Source organism: Serinicoccus shuyuelongi, assembly GCF_045032955.1.
Taxonomy (GTDB): Bacteria; Actinomycetota; Actinomycetes; order Actinomycetales; family Dermatophilaceae; genus Ornithinicoccus.
Genome location: NZ_JBJFZU010000009.1, coordinates 1 through 17,654 on the forward strand (window position 1 = coordinate 1; position 17,654 = coordinate 17,654).

Annotated in this window: 15 protein-coding genes; all 15 read right to left on the reverse strand. The window is 70.8% G+C overall.

The window, feature by feature from the left end:
• Window positions 1-67: 67 nt before the first annotated feature.
• The 15 genes from ACI3EY_RS11590 to ACI3EY_RS11660 all read right to left on the reverse strand — a co-directional run bounded on the left by ACI3EY_RS11590 (window position 68) and on the right by ACI3EY_RS11660 (window position 17,637).
• Window positions 68-610, reverse strand: a complete 543-nt coding sequence (locus ACI3EY_RS11590) for a hypothetical protein (RefSeq protein WP_405036408.1) — start codon at window positions 608-610, stop codon at window positions 68-70.
• A gap of 122 nt (window positions 611-732) precedes the next feature.
• Window positions 733-1,665, reverse strand: coding sequence for a polyprenyl synthetase family protein (locus tag ACI3EY_RS11595; protein ID WP_405036512.1), 933 nt, complete (start codon window positions 1,663-1,665; stop codon window positions 733-735).
• 56 nt (window positions 1,666-1,721) lie between these two features.
• Window positions 1,722-3,263, reverse strand: coding sequence for an NADH-quinone oxidoreductase subunit NuoN (gene nuoN, locus ACI3EY_RS11600; protein ID WP_405036407.1), 1,542 nt, complete (start codon window positions 3,261-3,263; stop codon window positions 1,722-1,724).
• Window positions 3,263-4,822, reverse strand: a complete 1,560-nt coding sequence (locus ACI3EY_RS11605; protein ID WP_405036406.1) for an NADH-quinone oxidoreductase subunit M — start codon at window positions 4,820-4,822, stop codon at window positions 3,263-3,265. Before ACI3EY_RS11605 ends, nuoN begins: the two co-directional genes overlap by 1 nt.
• Complete coding sequence (gene nuoL, locus ACI3EY_RS11610) at window positions 4,822-6,792, reverse strand: NADH-quinone oxidoreductase subunit L (protein ID WP_405040519.1); 1,971 nt, start codon at window positions 6,790-6,792, stop codon at window positions 4,822-4,824. The genes ACI3EY_RS11605 and nuoL overlap by 1 nt, the downstream gene beginning before the upstream one ends.
• A 16-nt stretch (window positions 6,793-6,808) precedes the next feature.
• Complete coding sequence (gene nuoK, locus ACI3EY_RS11615) at window positions 6,809-7,108, reverse strand: NADH-quinone oxidoreductase subunit NuoK (RefSeq protein ID WP_405036405.1); 300 nt, start codon at window positions 7,106-7,108, stop codon at window positions 6,809-6,811.
• A complete protein-coding gene (locus ACI3EY_RS11620; protein ID WP_405036404.1) occupies window positions 7,108-7,992 on the reverse strand; it encodes an NADH-quinone oxidoreductase subunit J in 885 nt (294 codons plus the stop codon). The genes nuoK and ACI3EY_RS11620 overlap by 1 nt, the downstream gene beginning before the upstream one ends.
• On the reverse strand, window positions 7,989-8,705 hold the full coding sequence (nuoI, locus tag ACI3EY_RS11625; RefSeq protein WP_405040493.1) for an NADH-quinone oxidoreductase subunit NuoI: 717 nt from the start codon (window positions 8,703-8,705) through the stop codon (window positions 7,989-7,991). Before nuoI ends, ACI3EY_RS11620 begins: the two co-directional genes overlap by 4 nt.
• Window positions 8,698-10,122: an NADH-quinone oxidoreductase subunit NuoH gene (gene nuoH / locus ACI3EY_RS11630; protein ID WP_405040494.1), complete on the reverse strand. Its 1,425-nt coding sequence runs from the start codon at window positions 10,120-10,122 to the stop codon at window positions 8,698-8,700. Before nuoH ends, nuoI begins: the two co-directional genes overlap by 8 nt.
• Entirely contained in the window at window positions 10,119-12,623 is a 2,505-nt protein-coding gene (locus tag ACI3EY_RS11635) for an NADH-quinone oxidoreductase subunit G (RefSeq protein WP_405040495.1), read from the reverse strand. Before ACI3EY_RS11635 ends, nuoH begins: the two co-directional genes overlap by 4 nt.
• Complete coding sequence (gene nuoF / locus ACI3EY_RS11640; RefSeq protein ID WP_405036400.1) at window positions 12,620-13,933, reverse strand: NADH-quinone oxidoreductase subunit NuoF; 1,314 nt, start codon at window positions 13,931-13,933, stop codon at window positions 12,620-12,622. The genes ACI3EY_RS11635 and nuoF overlap by 4 nt, the downstream gene beginning before the upstream one ends.
• The gene (gene nuoE, locus ACI3EY_RS11645; protein ID WP_405040496.1) at window positions 13,930-14,886 is read right to left on the reverse strand and encodes an NADH-quinone oxidoreductase subunit NuoE; all 957 of its coding nucleotides are present in this window, start codon (window positions 14,884-14,886) and stop codon (window positions 13,930-13,932) included. Before nuoE ends, nuoF begins: the two co-directional genes overlap by 4 nt.
• Window positions 14,883-16,265, reverse strand: coding sequence for an NADH-quinone oxidoreductase subunit D (locus tag ACI3EY_RS11650; protein ID WP_405036398.1), 1,383 nt, complete (start codon window positions 16,263-16,265; stop codon window positions 14,883-14,885). Before ACI3EY_RS11650 ends, nuoE begins: the two co-directional genes overlap by 4 nt.
• A complete protein-coding gene (locus tag ACI3EY_RS11655; protein ID WP_405036397.1) occupies window positions 16,265-17,086 on the reverse strand; it encodes an NADH-quinone oxidoreductase subunit C in 822 nt (273 codons plus the stop codon). Before ACI3EY_RS11655 ends, ACI3EY_RS11650 begins: the two co-directional genes overlap by 1 nt.
• Window positions 17,083-17,637 (reverse strand): NuoB/complex I 20 kDa subunit family protein, encoded by a 555-nt coding sequence (locus ACI3EY_RS11660; protein WP_405036396.1) that lies wholly within the window; start codon window positions 17,635-17,637, stop codon window positions 17,083-17,085. The genes ACI3EY_RS11655 and ACI3EY_RS11660 overlap by 4 nt, the downstream gene beginning before the upstream one ends.
• Window positions 17,638-17,654 lie beyond the last annotated feature (17 nt).

A 17,654-nucleotide genomic window follows, 5' to 3' on the forward strand; every position in this document is an offset into this window, starting at 1 on the left:
CTCCCCCCCTCCCCCCCTCCCTCTCCCCCCCCCCCCCCCCCCCCCCACTCCCGAGGGGGCGAGCCTGTCAGCGCAGGTACTCGGGTGCCCGCTCCCGCCACATCGACCCCACGCCAAGGTAGGACCAGGCGGCCGGGATGGCGGCGATGACCAGCATCACCAGCGCGCCGGTCAGGTGGTCGTCCAGGACGGGGTTGGTGGTCGTGGGCAGCGAGGCGCCGTACATGAAGACGTACATCAGCGCGCCGCAGAGGGCGCCGATCCGCGCTCCCGCACCGCTCATCAGGGTGAGGCCGATGCCGAGCAGACCCAGCATGAACAGCACGTCGACGAGGACGTTGCCGGCCATCGGCTGGTAGAGGCCTGCCAGCGGTCCCTCGACGCCGGACAGGTAGCCCGTGGTCGGGCTCCCGCCGTTGACCCAGGCACGGTCGCCGGGGGTGGCGAAGCCCAGGCCGAAGACCTTGTCCAGGAACGCCCAGAGGAAGTAGAAGCCGAACGCCAGGCGGGTGACACCCAGCGCATACCCGCCCAGTGTGGGGAGCAGGTGCCGCTCGTCGTCGTGGACGGTGGTGTCGAGCTCGTGGGTGTGTGCTGTACGGGTCGTCATGTCAGCCAGCTCCTTCGTGGGTCTCAGATGGATGATCCACCTTCAGGATGCCGCGCTACGACGATGGTGAGTAGAGGCTGGGGTCCGGTCCCCGCCGGGACCTTGGTCCCGACCTCCGGCGCTCAGGCGGAGCGGTCGGCGACGCCGTCGACCAACGCCATCAGTGCGTCCACCGCCGGGCCCTGCGGCAGCTCGGCCAGCGCACCACGGGCCCGTGCCGCCACCCTGGCGGTGTGCTCGCGGGCCTGCCCCATGGCCCGGTGGCCGCGCAGCAGGGCCAGCGCCTCGTCCAGCTCGGCGGGGTCCTCGATCGGGCCCCGGGTGAGCTCCAGCAGGCGGGCGTCGGCCGGGTCCGTGCTGGTGCGGGCGTAGAGCACCGGCAGCGTCGCCTTGCCCTCGCGCAGGTCGGTGCCGGGCGTCTTGCCGGAGGCGTCCGCCTCGGAGGCGACGTCGAGCAGGTCGTCCGCCAGCTGGAAGACCACCCCCAGCTGCTCGCCGAACTCGGTCAGGGTGCGGACGGTCCCCTCGTCGCAGCCGCCGAACATGGCCCCGTAGCGGGCCGCGGTCGCGATCAGCGCGCCGGTCTTGTCCGCCAGGATGCCCAGGTATGCCGCGACCGCCTCGTCGCTGCCGACCGTGGGCTGCCGGTCGTCCCGGATCTGGCCCGCGCACAGCCGGATGAAGGTCTCCGCCTGGATGCGGACCGCGTCGGCCCCCAGGCCGGCGACCACCGCCGAGGCGGTGCCGAAGAGCAGGTCGCCGACGAGGATCGCCGTCGCGTTGCCGTAGCGCGCGTTGGCGCTCTCGACCCCTCGGCGCAGCTCCGCCTCGTCCATCACGTCGTCGTGGTAGAGCGAGGCCAGATGGGTGAGCTCCACCCCGACGGCGGCGTCCACGACGTCGTCGTTCCAGCCCTGGCCGACCTCGCTGGCCAGCAGCGTCAGCAACGGCCGGAACCGCTTGCCGCCCGCTCGGGCCAGGTGCGCGTTCGCCTCCGCCACGAACGGGTCGCCGTGGTCGACGACCTGCTCCAGCCGGACCGCGACCCGCGTCATACCCTCGCCGACACGGGCGCTCAGCGCCGCGTCGGCGCCGGGGAGGACGGGATCGTTCACCGCAGGAACGCCGCGGTGTTCTGCGCCAGGTCGAGGAGGGGGGACGGCATGACGCCCAGGGCCAGGGTGATCGCCACCCCGACCAGGATCGCGACCGAGGTCATCCAGGAGGGGCGCGCCACGACGGTGTCACCGGTCCGCTCCCCCAGCCACATGAGCACGACGACCTTGAAGTAGATGTAGGCGGTCACCGCGCTGGCCAGCACACCGACCACCGCCAGCCACGCCCAGCCCTGGCTGACCGCCGCCGAGAACACCGCGAACTTGCCGGTGAAGCCGGAGGTCAGCGGGATGCCCGCGAAGGCCATCATCAGGAAGGTGAAGGCTGCGGCCACCCAGGGCGAACGGCTCGCCAGCCCGGACCACTGGTCCACCTGGGTGGCCTCGGTGCCGGAGGAGCGCACCAGGGCCACGATGGCGAAGGCGGGGATGGTCATGAAGCCGTAGGTCGCCAGGTAGAAGATCGTGCTGGACAGGCCGGCCTGGTCCAGCGCCAGCACGCCGGTGAGGATGAAGCCGGCGTGCGCGATCGAGGAGTAGGCCAGGATCCGCTTGATGTCGGTCTGCACGATCGAGAGCAGCGCACCGACCACCATGGACAGCACGGCCACCACGGCGAGCACCGGCTGCCACTCCAGCCGGGCCCCCTCGACGGCCACGTAGAGCACCCGGAGCATGGCCCCGAAGGCGGCCACCTTGGTGCAGGCGGCCATGAAGCCGGTGACCGGTGTCGGGGCACCCTGGTAGACGTCCGGGGTCCACGCGTGGAAGGGCACGGCGCCGACCTTGAAGAGCAGACCGACGACGACCAGCAGCACGCCGGGGACGAGCAGCCCGTCCATCCCGACGTTGCTGCCGACCGCGGCGGCGATGTCGGCGAAGCGCATCGAGCCCGCGTAGCCGTAGAGCAGCACCGCGCCGAAGAGGAAGAACGCCGAGGAGAAGCTGCCCAGCAGGAAGTACTTGAGCGACGCCTCCTGGGAGAGCAGCCGGCGGCGCCGGGCCAGCCCGCACAGGATGTAGAGGGGCAACGACAGGATCTCCAGCGCCACGAAGAGCAGCAGCAGGTCGTTGGCCGAGACGAAGAGCAGCATGCCGCCGACCGACATCAGCGTCAGCGGGTAGACCTCGGTCGTGGTGGCGCCGACCCGGGTGGCGAAGCTCTCCTCCGCCGACCCCGGCGTCGAGACGCCGGACTGGGTGAAGGCGTCCGGCTGGCTGCCGCCGAAGCGCTCGCTCATCACCAGCATGCCCAGGATCGCCAGCAGCAGCACCAGGCCCTGCAGCAGCAGCGCCGGGCCGTCCAGGGCCACCGTCTCGGCGGCGGTCACCCCCTGGTGGTCCCGACCCAGCACCACCAGGGCGACGAAGGCCAGCACCAGGGTCGCCACCGAGAGCGGGACCTGCACGGCATACCGGGTGGTGCGGGAGGCGAAGCCCTCCACCGTGACACCTACCAGCCCACCGACGAAGACGATGATCATCGGCAGCAGCGCCGTGTAGTTGATGTCCGGCGCGACGAACATGGAGCCACCCATCAGTGGTCACTCCCCTCGGTGGTGTGGTGGGGCGTGGCGGTGTCGACCGCCGGTGCCGGGTCGCTGACGCCCACGATCTGCAGCGTCTGCTGCACGGCGGGCTCGAGCAGGTCGATGACCGGCTTCGGGTAGAAGCCGAGGACCAGGAAGGCGGCGATGATCGGGGCGACCACCCACTTCTCCCGTCGGCCCATGTCGGGTATGCCCTCGACCTCGGGTCCGACCGGCTTCGGTCCGGTGGCGATCTTCTGGTACATCACCAGGATGTAGACCGCCGCCAGGATCACCCCGACGGCCGCGATGACGGCCAGCCACGGGTGCCTCTCGAAGGTGCCGACGATGACCAGGAACTCGCTCACGAAGGAGTTGAGGCCCGGCAGCGCCAGCCCGGACAGACCGGCCACCAGCAGCGAGCCGGCGATCAGCGGGGTGACGCGCTGCCAGCCGCCGAAGTCGCGCAGGTCACGGGACCCGCGCCGGACGATGAGCATCCCGGCGATGAGGAACAGCCCGGCCGTGGTGAAGCCGTGGTTGACCATGTAGAGCGTCGCACCGGTCTGGCTCACCGTGGTGAAGGCGAAGATGCCCAGCACGATGAAGCCGAAGTGGCTGATCGAGGTGTAGGAGATCAGCCGGAGCATGTCCGTCGAGCCGATGGCCAGGAACGCCCCGATGAAGAGCGAGAGCAGCGCCAGCGTCAGGATCGCCGGGGTGAACCACTGGCTGGCCTCCGGGAAGAGGGTCAGGCAGAAGCGGATCATCCCGTAGGTGCCGACCTTGTCGAGCACGCCGACCAGCAGCACCGAGGTGGCCGGTCGGGCCTGCTCGGCGGCCAGCGGCAGCCAGCTGTGCACCGGCCACATCGGCGCCTTGATCGCGAAGGCGATGAAGAAGCCGAGGAACAGCCAGCGGCCTGCCTCCACCGACAGGTCCAGCCCGGTCAGGTTCGACAGCAGGAAGCCGTCGGTGCCGCGCGGTCCGGCGAGGTAGACACCGATCACCGCGACCAGCATGACCAGCCCGCCGACCAGGGAGTAGAGCAGGAAGGTGGTGGCCGCCTTGGCGCGGCGGGTGCCGCCGAACATCCCGATCAGGAAGTAGACCGGGATCAGCATGACCTCGAAGAAGACGTAGAACAGGAAGACGTCGACGGCCGCGAAGACGCCGATCATCATCGAGCTCAGGGCCAGCATGAGGGCGAAGTAGGTGTGCTGCCGTCGCCCGGCGGCCGGGACGTCGTCCCAGGCGGCCGCGATGCAGATCGGCACCAGCACCAGCCCGAGCAGGATCATCGACAGCGAGATGCCGTCGACGCCCACCGCGTAGGAGACGCCGAACTGCGGGATCCAGGAGTAGACCTCGGTGAGCTGGAAGGGCTCCTCGGTGGTGCCGCCGCCGAACCGGAACTGGGTGGCGGTGAGCACACCCACGGTCAGCGTGAGCAGCGAGGTGCCGAGCGCCACCGGGCGCACCAGCGAGCTCTCCTTGGGCAGCAGGGCCACCACGAGCGCCCCCACCAGGGGCAGCACGAGAAGAGTGGTCAGCCAGGGGAAGGTCATCACTGGATCACCCAGACAGCGCCGAGAATGACGACGACGCCGAGCAGCATCGCCAGGGCATAGGAGCGGACGAAGCCGTTCTGCGTCCTCCTCAGGAGGCCGGACACACCGGTCAGCGTCGAGGTCGTGCCGCCGGAGACGGCACCCTCGACCAGCACCTCGTCGGCCTCGACCATGGTGGAGACCAGGCCCCGGGTCGGGCCGGTGAAGAGGGCCTCGTTGACGTCGTCCTGGTAGAGGTCGCGACGGGCCGCCCGGGTCAGGACGTTGCCCTGCGGTGCGGTCACCGGCACGTCGTCACGGCCGAAGCGCAGCCACGCGAGGGCGACGCCGGCCGCCATCAGCAGGAACGCGAGCACCTGGATCGCCAGCACCGGGAGCAGCGGCTCCCCGTGCTCGGCGTGGCCGAAGACGGGCTCCAGCCAGCCGGTGAGGATGCCGGTCGGGTAGAGCACGAGACCCAGCACCAGGGAGCCGAGGGCGAGCACCATCATCGGGACCGTCATCGTCAGCGGCGACTCGTGCGGGTGCGCGTCGACGTCGTCGCTCCAGCGGGCCTTGCCGTGGAAGGTCATGAAGAACAGCCGGGACATGTAGAAGGCGGTCAGCCCGGCACCCAGCAGCGCGACCAGGCCGAAGACCCAGCCCTGCCACCCCTCGGCCGCGAAGGCGGTCTCGATGATGTAGTCCTTGGAGTACCAGCCGGCGGTGAACGGGAAGCCGATGATCGCCAGCCAGCCGGCGCCGAAGGTCAGCCAGGTGATCTTGATCTCCGTGCTGAGCGCACCGAAGCGGCGCATGTCGACCTTGTTGTTCATGGCGTGCATGACCGACCCGGCCCCCAGGAACATGTTCGCCTTGAAGAAGCCGTGCGTCACCAGGTGGAAGATTGCGTAGATGTAGCCGGCCGGTCCGAGCCCGACGGCCAGCATCATGTAGCCGATCTGGGACATGGTGGAGGCGGCCAGCGCCTTCTTGATGTCGTCCTTGGCGCAGCCGACGACCGCCCCGTAGACCAGGGTGATGGTGCCGACGACGGCGACCACCAGCCGGGCGTCCGGGGTCAGGTCGTAGATGGCCTGCGAGCGGGCGATCAGGTACACACCGGCGGTGACCATGGTCGCTGCGTGGATCAGCGCGGAGACCGGCGTCGGGCCGGCCATCGCGTCTCCCAGCCAGCTCTGCAGCGGGAACTGCGCCGATTTGCCGCAGGCACCCAGCAGCAGTGCCAGCCCGATCAGCGTCAACGTCAGGTCGCCCGCCCCGCCGGCCGCGCCGTGCACGGTGGCGAAGTCCAGCGCCCCGAAGGTCGCCAGCATCAGCGCCATCGCGGTGATCAGGCCGACGTCACCGACCCGGTTCACCACGAACGCCTTGTTGGCGGCCGAGGCGTACTCCGGGTTCCAGTTCCAGAACCCGATGAGCAGATAGGAGGCCAGGCCCACGCCCTCCCAGCCGACGAACATCAGCAGGTAGGAGTCGGCCAGCACCAGGATCAGCATCGCCGCCACGAACAGGTTGAGGTAGGCGAAGAACCGGCGCTTGTCCGGGTCGTGCTCCATGTAGCCCAACGAGTAGACGTGGATCAGGCTGCCGACGAAGGTGATCAGCATGACGAAGGCCAGCGACAGCGGGTCCAGCAGCAGACCGGCGTGCAGGCTCAGCTCACCGACGCTCACCCAGTCCCAGAGCGGGACCGACATCGCCCGATCCTCCCCGGGCATACCGGCCAGCTGGACGATGATGGCGGCGCCGACGCCGAAGCTGGCCCAGGACAGGCCGGTGGCCAGCCCGGGACCCCAGCGGTCGGTGGCGCGGCCACCGAGCAGCAGGATCGCGGCACCGGCGAGCGGCAGCGCGACGAGCAACCAGCCGAGGGCGGAGATGCCCACGGCCTCGGTGGCCCGCACCGCGCTCGGGTCGGCGAGCGCCAGACCGGCACCGGCCAGCCCGTGACTCAGGTCGTGCACAGACACGAGCGCTCCTTTACAGCTTCAGCAGGTTGGCGTCGTCGACCGAGGCCGAGCGACGGGCACGGAAGATGGACATGATGATCGCCAGCCCGACGACGACCTCGGCGGCGGCCACGACCATGACGAACAGGGCGTACACCTGACCGTCGAGGCTGCCGTGGATCCGGGCGAAGGTGACCAGCGCCAGGTTGCAGGCGTTCAGCATGAGCTCGATGCCCATGAAGACGATGATCGTGTTGCGGCGGATCAGCACCGTGATGCTGCCGATCGCGAAGAGCACGACCGACAGGTAGATGTAGGACTCCAGCCCCATCAGCGCTCACCCCTCTCGTCCTCGGGCAGGTCCGTCTGCCCGGTCCCTGCGGTCCCGCCGTCGCCGTCGACCGTGGCGTTGGTCCCGCGGGGCAGGTCCTCGGCACTCTGGTCGCCGGGGGGCTCCCCCGCCGCGGTGGCGGTGCTCTGGGCGAGCCGGTATGCCGCCGGGTCGGTGACCTGGCCGCGGGCCACCAGCACCCGGGGCACGGACTCCTCGATCGGGCTCCCGTCCGGGGCCAGAGCCCAGGTGTCGGCCGCGTTGTGCCGGGCGTAGACACCGGGGTTGGGCTTGCCGGCCAGCCACTGGCCGGAGCGGACGCGCTCCTGCGACATCTCGCGCTGGGTACGCCGCGGGGTCAGCCGCTCGCGGTGGGCGAGCACCATGGCCCCCATCACCGCGACCACCAGCAGCACCCCGAGGGTCTCGAAGGTCAGCACCTGGCGCTCGAAGATCTCCCGCGCCAGCGCGGTGACGGTACCCTCGGCCTGCACGGTGTCCAGGCCCACGGCCTGCGGCCAGGAGACCCGGCTCAGGCCGTAGACGGACCCCGCCGCCAGCAGCGCGCCGAGGCCGAAGGCCCACACCCGCTGCCCGCGCAGGGTCTCCACCAGGGAGTCCGAGGCGTCGACACCGACCAGCATGACGACGAAGAGGAAGAGCATCATCACGGCGCCGGAGTAGACGAAGATCTGGATGATCCCGACGAACTCGGCCTGCTGGACGATGTAGATGACGCCGAGGCTGATCATCGTGGTGGCCATCGACATGGCCGCGTGCACGGCCTTGCGGGCGAAGAGCAGGCCCATGGCCCCCAGCACCGCGACCGCGGCGAGCAGCCAGAACAGGCCGACCTCCAGCCCGTCGATCGTCTGTGGGGTCACGACCGGGCCTCCGGGCCGTGGTCACCCTCGCCCGCCGCGGCGTCGCCGTCCTGCGCGTGCTGGTGGGCCTCGACGTACTCCCGCTGCCCCTGGGTGGCGCCGGTGACCTTGCCGAGGTAGTAGTCCCGCTCCTCCATGCCGTCGGCCATCGGGAACGGCGGCTCGAGCATGTCCGGGCGGCGCGGCGCCAGCAGCTGGTGCTTCTCGTAGATGAGCGGTGCCCGCTCGGAGTCGGCCAGCTCGTACTCGTTCGTCATCGTCAGCGCCCGGGTGGGGCAGGCCTCGATGCACAGGCCGCAGAAGATGCAGCGCAGGTAGTTGATCTGGTAGACGCGGCCGTAGCGCTCACCCGGGGAGAACCGGGCGGCGTCGGTGTTGTCCGCACCCTCGACGTAGATCGCGTCCGCCGGGCACGCCCAGGCGCACAGCTCGCAGCCCACGCACTTCTCCAGCCCGTCCGGGTGCCGGTTCAGCTGGTGACGACCGTGGAAGCGGGTCGCCGTCGGACGCTTCACCTCCGGGTACTCCTGGGTCGGCACCTTGCGGAACATGGTGCCGAAGGTGACCCCGAACCCGGCGACCGGGGCGAAGAACTGGGCCAGCAGGCCCGGCTCCTTCTTGCCCCCGTCGGGGTCGCCGGACCCGGCACGCTCGGGTGCGGCGGCGGGGGTGCGGCGCGCTGCCTCGTCGGTCGGCTCGGTGTGCTCAGCCACGGGGCTCCTTCGGGTCGTCGGTGGTCGTCGGTTCGGCGGTCCCGCCGGGCACGGTCACCGCGGCGGCCTGCTCCAGGCCGGGCCGCGGCTCGACCAGCCGCTGGCCGGGCATCGGCGGCACAGGGTACCCGTCGGCGAAGGGGTCGATCTCTTCCGGGACCTCCCGGGACCGTTCCCGCTCCTCGGCTCGGCGCTGGGCATACCGGTCCCAGAGCAGGATGCCGAGCAGCACGAACAGCCCGATCCCGGCCAGCGTGACCACGGTCACCCAGCGGCCCTCGCCGAAATAGCCCTCCTGGGCGGAGCGGATCAGCACCACCGCGACCACCCAGACCAGCGACAGCGGGATGAGGATCTTCCACCCCAGCGCCATGAACTGGTCGTAGCGGACGCGGGGCAGCGACCCACGGACCCAGACGTAGAAGAAGATGAAGCCCCACATCTTGGCGGTGAACCAGAGCAGGCCCCACCAGCCCTGGTCGAACATCCCGTCACCGATGAGGGTGATCGGCCAGGGCGCGTGCCACCCGCCGAGGAAGAGCGTGGTCGCCAGCGCCGAGACGGTGAACATGTTGATGTACTCACCGAGGAAGAACATGCCGAACTTCATCGAGGAGTACTCGGTGTGGAACCCGCCGCCGAGCTCGCCCTCGCCCTCGGCCAGGTCGAACGGCAGCCGGTTGGTCTCACCGATCATCGTGATGACGTAGACCACGAAGCTGAAGAAGAGCGGCACGATGTACCACAGCTGGATGCCGAGCACCGTGGTCTGCTGCTGGGCGGCGACGATCTGGCTGGTCGACATGGACCCGGCGTAGAGGAAGACCGCGACCAGGGACAGGCCCATCGCGATCTCGTAGGAGATGACCTGGGCCGTGGAGCGCAGGCCACCGAGCAGCGGGTAGGTCGAGCCGGAGGACCAGCCGGCCAGCACGAAGCCGTAGGCGGAGACACCGGCCACCGCCAGCACCAGCAGCACCGCGACCGGGGTGTCGGTCAGCTGCAGCGGGGTGGTGTGCCCGAACATCCGCACGTCCCCGCCCATCGGGATGATGGCGAAGGACACGAACGCCAGCGAGGCCACGATCAGCGGCGCGGCGTAGAACATCACCTTGTCCGCGCCCTTGGGGGTGACGTCCTCCTTGAGGAAGAGCTTGATCCCGTCCGCGGTGGTCTGCAGGATGCCCAGCGGACCGAGCCGGTTGGGGCCGGGCCGCTGCTGCATCTGGCCGATGACGCGCCGCTCGAACCAGATCACGATGACCACGGAGATCATCACGTAGACGAACAGCAGGAAGGCCTTGAACAGCGACAGCCACCACGGGGTGTCACTGAAGTCGGCGACCGGCAGGTCGCTGCTCATCGCCAGCGGGGCGCCGCTGGCGAGCAGCTCGGGGTATGCCGTCAGGACGCTCATGCCTCACCTCGCGGGGTGTCGCTACGGACCGGTGCGGCGGACAGCCCGACCACGGCGCCGGCCTCGACGCCGAGGCTGGACCGGACGGCGGAGCCGACGGAGTTGGTCGGGACCCACACGACGCCGTCGTGCATCGGGGTGGTCGTCACCGGCAGCGTGATGGTGCCCCGGGCGGTGGACAGCACCACCTCGTCCCCGTCCCGGACGCCCAGCCCGAGGGCGGTCCCGGCCGAGATCCGCGCGCGGGCCTCGTGCGCGGTGCCGGCCAGGAAGGGCTCGCCGTCCTGCAGCGCACCGGCGTCGAGCAGGTGGTGCCAGGTCGCCAGCACGGCCTCCCCCGCGCCGGGCGAGGCGGGCACCGGGACCGGCACCTGCGGCGCGGCGGCGCGGGTCCCGGACCAGCGGTCCAGCCCGGTGAGCTCGTGCCGGACCTCGGTGACCGTCCCGGTCCGCAGCGGCACGTCCATCGCGGCCGCCAGGCGGTCCAGCACGACGTGGTCGGAGACGGCAGGGCTGTCGATCGCCCGCTCGAAGGGGCGCAGGCGGCCTTCCCAGGTGACGAAGGCGCCGGCCTTCTCCTGGTGCGGGGCCACCGGCAGGATGACGTCGGCGAACTCGTGCACCGCGTTCTCGCGGACCTCCAGGGAGACCACGAAGGCGCGGGCCAGGGCCCGGCGGGCCAGCTCGGGGTCGGGCAGGTCGTCGATCTCCAGGCCACCGACGAGCAGCGCCCCGATCTGGCCGTCCGCCGCGGCGGACAGGATGGCGCCGAGGTCCCGGCCCGGGGTGGCGGGCAGCACGGTGGGCTGCACGCCCCAGCGGGCGGCGACCTCGCCGCGGGCCTGCTCGTCGGCGACCGGGCGGCCACCGGGCAGCAGGTTGCCGAGGGCACCGACGTCGACCGCGCCCCGCTCACCGGCACGGCGCGGCACCCAGGCCAGCGCGGCGCCGGTGGAGGCGGCCAGGGCGTGCGCGGCGCTCAGCGCGCCGGGGGTGCCGGCCAGCCGCTCGCCGACCAGGATCACCGAGTCGGCGGTCAACGACTCCGCCGCGCCACGGTAGGTGTCGACCTCCAGGTCCTCGTGCCGGCCGCCGAGGGCGGTCAGCACCTCGGCCTCGGTGCCCGGTGCCGAGGACAGACACGTGCCCCCCAGCTTCTCCAGGCCCCGGGTCAGGAACGGCGCCACCGCAAAGACCGTGGTCCCGCGGGCCCGCATCGCCTTGCGCAGGCGCAGGAAGACGATCGGGCTCTCCTCCTCGGGCTCCAGCCCGACGAGCAGCACCGAGGAAGCGTGCTCCAGGTCGGCGTAGCTGACGTCCCGGCGCCCGGCGACGGCGGCGGCCAGGAAGTCCGCCTCCTCCGCGCTGTGCGGCCGGGCCCGGTGATCGATGTCGTTGGTGCCGAGCGCCACCCGCGCGAACTTGGCGTAGGCGTAGGCGTCCTCCACGCCGACCCGGCCACCGGGCAGCACCCCGACACCTGAGCCGGCGGCGTGCGCGGCCAGGCCGGCCGCCGCGGCGGAGTAGGCGGCGCGCCAGGAGGTGACGGCATACTCCCCGTCCTCACCGCGGACGACGGGGTCGTGCAGACGGTCCGGCAGGGTCGGGTAGGTGAAGGCCCAGCGACCCTTGTCGCAGTTCCACTCCTCGTTGACCTCGGGGTCGTTCAGCGCCATCCGGCGCAGCACGGAACCGCGGCGGTGGTCGGTACGGATCGAGCACCCGGAGGCGCAGTGCTCGCACACGCTCTGCGTGGAGACCAGGTCGAAGGGCCGGGAGCGGAAGCGGTAGGCGGCGCCGGTGAGGGCGCCGACCGGGCAGATCTGCACCGTGTTGCCGGAGAAGTAGCTCTTGAACGGCTTCTCCTCGTAGATGCCGACCTGCTGCAGCGCCCCGCGCTCGATCAGCGCGATGAAGGGGTCGCCGGCGATCTGGTCGGAGAACCGGGTGCACCGGGCGCACAGCACGCAGCGCTCACGGTCCAGCAGCACCTGGCTGGAGATGTTGACCGGCTTGGGGAAGGTCCGCTTGACGTCCTCGAAGCGGGAGGTCGGGCGGCCGTCGGACATGGCCTGGTTCTGCAGCGGGCACTCGCCGCCCTTGTCGCAGACCGGGCAGTCCAGCGGGTGGTTGATGAGCAGCAGCTCCATCACCCCGGTCTGGGCCTTGTCGGCCACCTCGGAGGTGTGCTGGGTGCGGACCACCATGCCCGGCGAGACCGCGATGGTGCAGGAGGCCTGCGGCTTGGGCATCGTCTTGAGGTTGCCCTCGCGGTCGGGGGTAGCCACGTCCACCAGGCACTGGCGGCAGGCGCCCACCGGCTCCAGCAGCGGATGGTCGCAGAAGCGGGGGATGTGCACCCCCACCTCCTCGGCGGCCCGGATCACCAGGGTGCCTTCGGGCACCGACACCGGCACCTCGTCGATGGTCACCTCGACCATCTTCACGTCCGGATCGGCCTGCTGATCGGAGGACGCACGGCCCTCGACGTTCACGCTCATGCGGGCTGGCTCTCCTTCGCGAAGAGGGTGTTGCGGTCGGGCGGGAAGAGCTCCTGCCAGGGGGTGTGCATCCCCTGCTCGAACTCCTCACGGAAGTACTTGATGCCGGAGGTGACCGGGCTGGTGGCGCCGTCACCCAGGGCGCAGAAGCTGCGACCCAGGATGTTGTCGCAGATGTCGTCCAGCTTCTCGATGTCGCCGGGGCGTCCCTGGCCGGCCTCCAGCCGGGCCAGGATCTGCTTCAGCCAGAAGGTGCCCTCCCGGCACGGGGTGCACTTGCCGCAGGACTCGTGGGCGTAGAAGTCGGTCCACCGGGAGACCGCACGGACCACGGAGACCGTCTCGTCGAAGATCTGCAGCGCGCGGGTGCCCAGCATCGAGCCCTCCGCGGCCACCGACTCGAAGTCCAGCGGGACGTCCAGGTGGGCGTCGGTGAAGATCGGCGTGGAGGAGCCGCCCGGGGTCCAGAACTTCAGCGCCCGGCCGCCGCGCATCCCGCCGGCCATCTCGAGCAGCTCCCGCAGGGTGATGCCCAGCGGGGCCTCGTACTGCCCGGGCCGCTCGACGTGACCGGAGAGGCTGAAGAGCCCGAAGCCCTGCGACTTCTCGGTGCCCATGCCGGCGAACCAGTCGGCGCCGTGCAGCACGATGCCGGGGACGCTGGCGATGCTCTCGACGTTGTTGACGACGGTGGGCCGGGCGTACAGGCCGGCGACCGCGGGGAACGGCGGCTTGAGCCGCGGCTGACCACGGCGCCCCTCCAGCGAGTCCAGCAGCGCCGTCTCCTCACCGCAGATGTAGGCCCCGGCCCCGGCGTGCACGGTGATGTCCAGGTCGAAGCCGGTGCCCAGCACGTCCTTGCCGAGGTAGCCGGCCGCATACGCCTCCTCGACGGCGCGCATCAGCCGTCGGTAGACGTGCACGATCTCGCCCCGCAGGTAGATGAAGGCGTGGTTGCAGCCGATCGCGAACGAGGTGATGATCATCCCCTCGATCAGGAAGTGCGGGGTGGCCAGCATCAGCGGGGTGTCCTTGCAGGTGCCCGGCTCGGACTCGTCGGCGTTCACCACCAGGTAGCGGGGGCCCCCGTCCGGCGGCGGCAGGAAGCCCCACTTCATCCCGGTCGGGAAGCCGGCGCCGCCACGACCACGCAGGCCGGACTCCTTGGCCGAGGCCACGAGGTCGGCGGGGTCCATCTCCAGGGCCTTGCGCAGCCCCTGGTAGCCCTCGTGCTGCTCGTACGTCTCCAGCGTCCAGGACCGTTCGGCGTCCCAGAAGGCCGACAGGATCGGCGTCAGCTGTGTGCTCACGAGTCCTCTCCCTCCCTGCTCGTGGTGGTCTCGTCGACGTCCTTGACGCCCTCGGAGGTCGGGATCTCGTCCGCCTCCCGCGCGTCGGCGTCCTTCGAGTCGTGCAGTCCGGCGGACAGGCCACCGGCCTTGCCCTCGGGGGTCGCCTCGGACGAGGTCTGCGACTCCGGCCGAGGGGCGGTCCAGCCCCGTTCCTTGGCCAGCAGGGTCCCGCGCAGCGAGGCGTGCCCGGCGCCGGGACCCTCGTCCGCGAGGCCGTCGGTGAAGCCGGCCAGCACCCGGGAGACCTGCTTGAAGGTGCAGACCCGGGACGGGCCACGGGTGGGGGTGACGACGCCGCCGACCCGCAGGGTGTCGACCAGCTTCTTGGTCGACTCCGGCGTCTGGTCGTCGAAGAACTCCCAGTTGACCATCACCACCGGCGCGAAGTCGCAGGCCGCGTTGCACTCCACCCGCTCCAGGGTGATCTTGCCGTCCTCGGTGGTCTCGTCGTGGCCGACCCCGAGGTGCTCGCTGACCTCGTCGAAGATCTGGTCGCCGCCCATGATCGCGCAGAGGGTGTTGGTGCAGACGCCGACGGTGTACTCACCGTTCGGGTGCCGCTTGTACTGGGTGTAGAACGTCGCGACACCGCTGACCTCCGCGGTGGACAGCTCCAGCAGCTCCGCGCACAGCTCGACGCCGCGACCGGTGACGTAGCCGTCCACCGACTGCACCAGGTGCAGCATCGGCAGCAGCGCGGACCGCTTCTGCGGGTAGCGGGCGATGATCTGGGCGCTCTCCGCCGTCAGCCGGGCGAGCACGTCCTCGGGGTAGGACTCGTCCGAGGCGTGCAGCGGGGTGTGGTGGTGCAGGGGGCCGTGGTCGTCGTGACCGGGCACGCTGTGGTGGACGCGCCGCTCGGTGGCCTCCTCGAGCTGGCTGCGCATGTCCTCCTGCTCGTGCTGGCTCATCGGTCCACTCCTCCCATCACCGGGTCGATCGAGGCGACCGCGACGATCACGTCGGCGACCAGGCCGCCCTCGGACAGCGCCGAGGCGGCCTGCAGGTTGTTGAAGCTCGGGTCGCGGAAGTGGACCCGGTAGGGACGGGTGCCGCCGTCGGAGACCGCGTGCACCCCGAGCTCGCCCTTCGGCGACTCGACGGCCGCGTAGGCCTGGCCCGGCGGCACCCGGAAGCCCTCGGTGACCAGCTTGAAGTGGTGGATCAGGGACTCCATCGACTCACCCATGATCTCCCGGATGTGGTCCAGGCTGTTGCCCTGGCCGTCCGCGCCGACCGACATCTGCGCCGGCCAGGCGATCTTGCGGTCGGCGACCATCACCGGCTCGCCCTGGCTGGCACGCAGCCGCGCGATGCCCTGCTCGGCGATACGGATGGACTGCCAGATCTCGTCCAGCCGGATGCAGAGGCGGCTGTACGCGTCCATGTCGCGCCGGGTGATGACGTCGAAGTCGTAGGTCTCGTAGCCGCAGTAGGGCTCGTCCTTGCGCAGGTCGTGCGGCAGCCCGGTGGAGCGCAGGATGGGGCCGGTGACCCCGAGCGCCATGCACCCGGCGAGCGACAGGTAGCCCACGTCGACGGTCCGGCCCTTGAGCACCGGGCTCTCCAGCAGCAGCTTCTCCAGCTCGCTGACGCCGCGGCGCAGCTGCGGCAGCTCCTCCTCGAGCAGGTCGAGGTGCTCGGGCAGCACGTCCTGGGCGACCCCGCCCGGACGGACGTAGGCGTGGTTCATCCGCAGCCCGGAGGCCGCCTCCAGGAAGCGCAGCACCCGCTCGCGCTCGCGGAAGCCGATCGTCATGACGGTCGTGGCGCCGAGCTCCATCCCGCCGGTCGCCAGCGCGATGAGGTGCGAGCCGATCCGGTTCAGCTCCATCGTCAGCACCCGGATGTCGCTGGCCCGGGTCGGGATCTGGTCGGTGATGCCCAGCAGCTTCTCGATCGCCAGGCAGTAGGCGGTCTCGTTGAAGATGGGGGTGAGGTAGTCCATCCGGGTGACGAACGTGGTGCCCTGCACCCAGGTGCGGAACTCCATGTTCTTCTCGATGCCGGTGTGCAGGTAGCCGATGCCGGCCCGCGCCTCCCGCACCGTCTCGCCGTCCAGCTCGAGGATGAGCCGGAGCACCCCGTGGGTGGAGGGGTGCTGCGGGCCCATGTTCACCACGATGCGCTCGGCACCGAGGTCCGCCACGTCCCGGGCGATCTCGTCCCAGTCCCCGCCGGCGGCGGTGAAGACGGCGTCGCCGTCGGGATCGGAGGTCGGGCCGCCCTCGGCGTACAGGTCGGTGGGCAGGCCCTCGTCGGGGCTCTCGTCGTGCGTGGTGGTCGCCATCAGCGGTAGCTCCTGCGCTGGTCGGGGGCCGGGATGCTCGCTCCCTTGTACTCGACCGGGATGCCGCCGAGCGGGTAGTCCTTGCGCTGCGGGTGCCCCGGCCAGTCGTCGGGCATGAGGATGCGGGTCAGGCCCGGGTGACCCTCGAAGACGATGCCGAACATGTCCCAGGTCTCGCGCTCGTGCCAGTCGTTGGCCGGGTACACGGAGACGATCGAGGGGATCCGGGGGTCCTCGTCTGGGCAGGTCACCTCGACCCGGACGCGACGCACCCCGTGGGTGATCGACTGGAAGTGGTATGCCGCGTGCAGCTCGGCACCGGTCTGCTCCGGCCAGTGCACGCCGGAGACGCCGGTGCACACCTCGAAGCGGAGGCGGGGCTCGTCGCGCAGCGGCGTGATCAGGGCCAGCAGGTGGTCGCGGTGCACCTGCAGGGTGAGCTCGCCACGGTCGACGACGACCCGCTCGACGCCGGCGGCGAAGGCCTCCGGGGCAGCTGCCTCGAGGGCGTCCACGACCTCGTCGAAGTAGGAGCCGTAGGGGCGCTCCGACTGTCCCGGGAAGAGCACCGGGACGTCGAGCCCGCCGTAGCCCGAGGTGTCGGTGCCCAGTGAGCCCCCGAACATCCCGGTACGGTGCGCCACCTGGACGGGCTCGCCCGGGGTGGCGCGTTCGGCGAGCACCGAGCCCCCACCCTCCTGGGCGGCGGCCGTGTCGACCTTCTGGTCCGCCCCGCGCGGCGGGTTGTTGACCGGGTCCTGGGTGGTCTCCTGGGCCGGTGGGTTCTTGTCCGGCATCTCCGGTCCGCTGCCGTCGCTCATGCCAGCAGCCCCTTCATCGCGTGCGTCGGCGTCGCGTTCATCGCGGCGGCCTCGGCGGCCCGGGCGGCGTCCTCGCGGTTGACGCCGAACTTGAACTCGCGGATCTGCTTGTGCAGCTCCAGGACGGCGTTCAGCAGCATCTCCGGGCGGGGCGGACAACCGGGCAGGTAGACGTCCACCGGCACGATGTGGTCGACGCCCTGGACGATCGCGTAGTTGTTGAACATGCCGCCGGAGCTGGCGCAGACACCCATCGAGATGACCCACTTGGGGTTGGGCATCTGGTCGTAGACCTGACGCACGACGGGGGCCATCTTCTGCGAGACGCGACCGGCCACGATCATCAGGTCGGCCTGACGCGGGGTGGCGGCGAAGCGCTCCATACCGAACCGGGCGATGTCGTAGTCGGGGGTGCCGACGGCCATCATCTCGATCGCGCAGCAGGCCAGCCCGAAGGTGGCCGGCCACACCGAGTACTGACGCAGATGACCGGCCAGTCCCTCGACCGTCGTCAGCATGATCCCACCGGGGATCTTGTCCTCAAGGCCCATCGCTCAACACCACACTC

Excerpts from the sequence above, each read along its gene's own strand:
- ACI3EY_RS11605 (WP_405036406.1), bottom strand. The coding sequence starts at position 4,822 with ATGACCTTCCCCTGGCTGACCACTCTTCTCGTGCTGCCCCTGGTGGGG.
- nuoE (WP_405040496.1), bottom strand. The coding sequence starts at position 14,886 with ATGAGCCAGCACGAGCAGGAGGACATGCGCAGCCAGCTCGAGGAGGCC.
- ACI3EY_RS11660 (WP_405036396.1), bottom strand. The coding sequence starts at position 17,637 with ATGGGCCTTGAGGACAAGATCCCCGGTGGGATCATGCTGACGACGGTC.
- nuoH (WP_405040494.1), bottom strand. The coding sequence starts at position 10,122 with ATGAGCGTCCTGACGGCATACCCCGAGCTGCTCGCCAGCGGCGCCCCG.
- nuoK (WP_405036405.1), bottom strand. The coding sequence starts at position 7,108 with ATGGGGCTGGAGTCCTACATCTACCTGTCGGTCGTGCTCTTCGCGATC.
- ACI3EY_RS11590 (WP_405036408.1), bottom strand. The coding sequence starts at position 610 with ATGACGACCCGTACAGCACACACCCACGAGCTCGACACCACCGTCCAC.
- nuoN (WP_405036407.1), bottom strand. The coding sequence starts at position 3,263 with ATGGGTGGCTCCATGTTCGTCGCGCCGGACATCAACTACACGGCGCTG.
- ACI3EY_RS11655 (WP_405036397.1), bottom strand. The coding sequence starts at position 17,086 with ATGAGCGACGGCAGCGGACCGGAGATGCCGGACAAGAACCCACCGGCC.
- ACI3EY_RS11650 (WP_405036398.1), bottom strand. The coding sequence starts at position 16,265 with ATGGCGACCACCACGCACGACGAGAGCCCCGACGAGGGCCTGCCCACC.
- ACI3EY_RS11635 (WP_405040495.1), bottom strand. The coding sequence starts at position 12,623 with ATGAGCGTGAACGTCGAGGGCCGTGCGTCCTCCGATCAGCAGGCCGAT.
- ACI3EY_RS11595 (WP_405036512.1), bottom strand. The coding sequence starts at position 1,665 with ATGACGCGGGTCGCGGTCCGGCTGGAGCAGGTCGTCGACCACGGCGAC.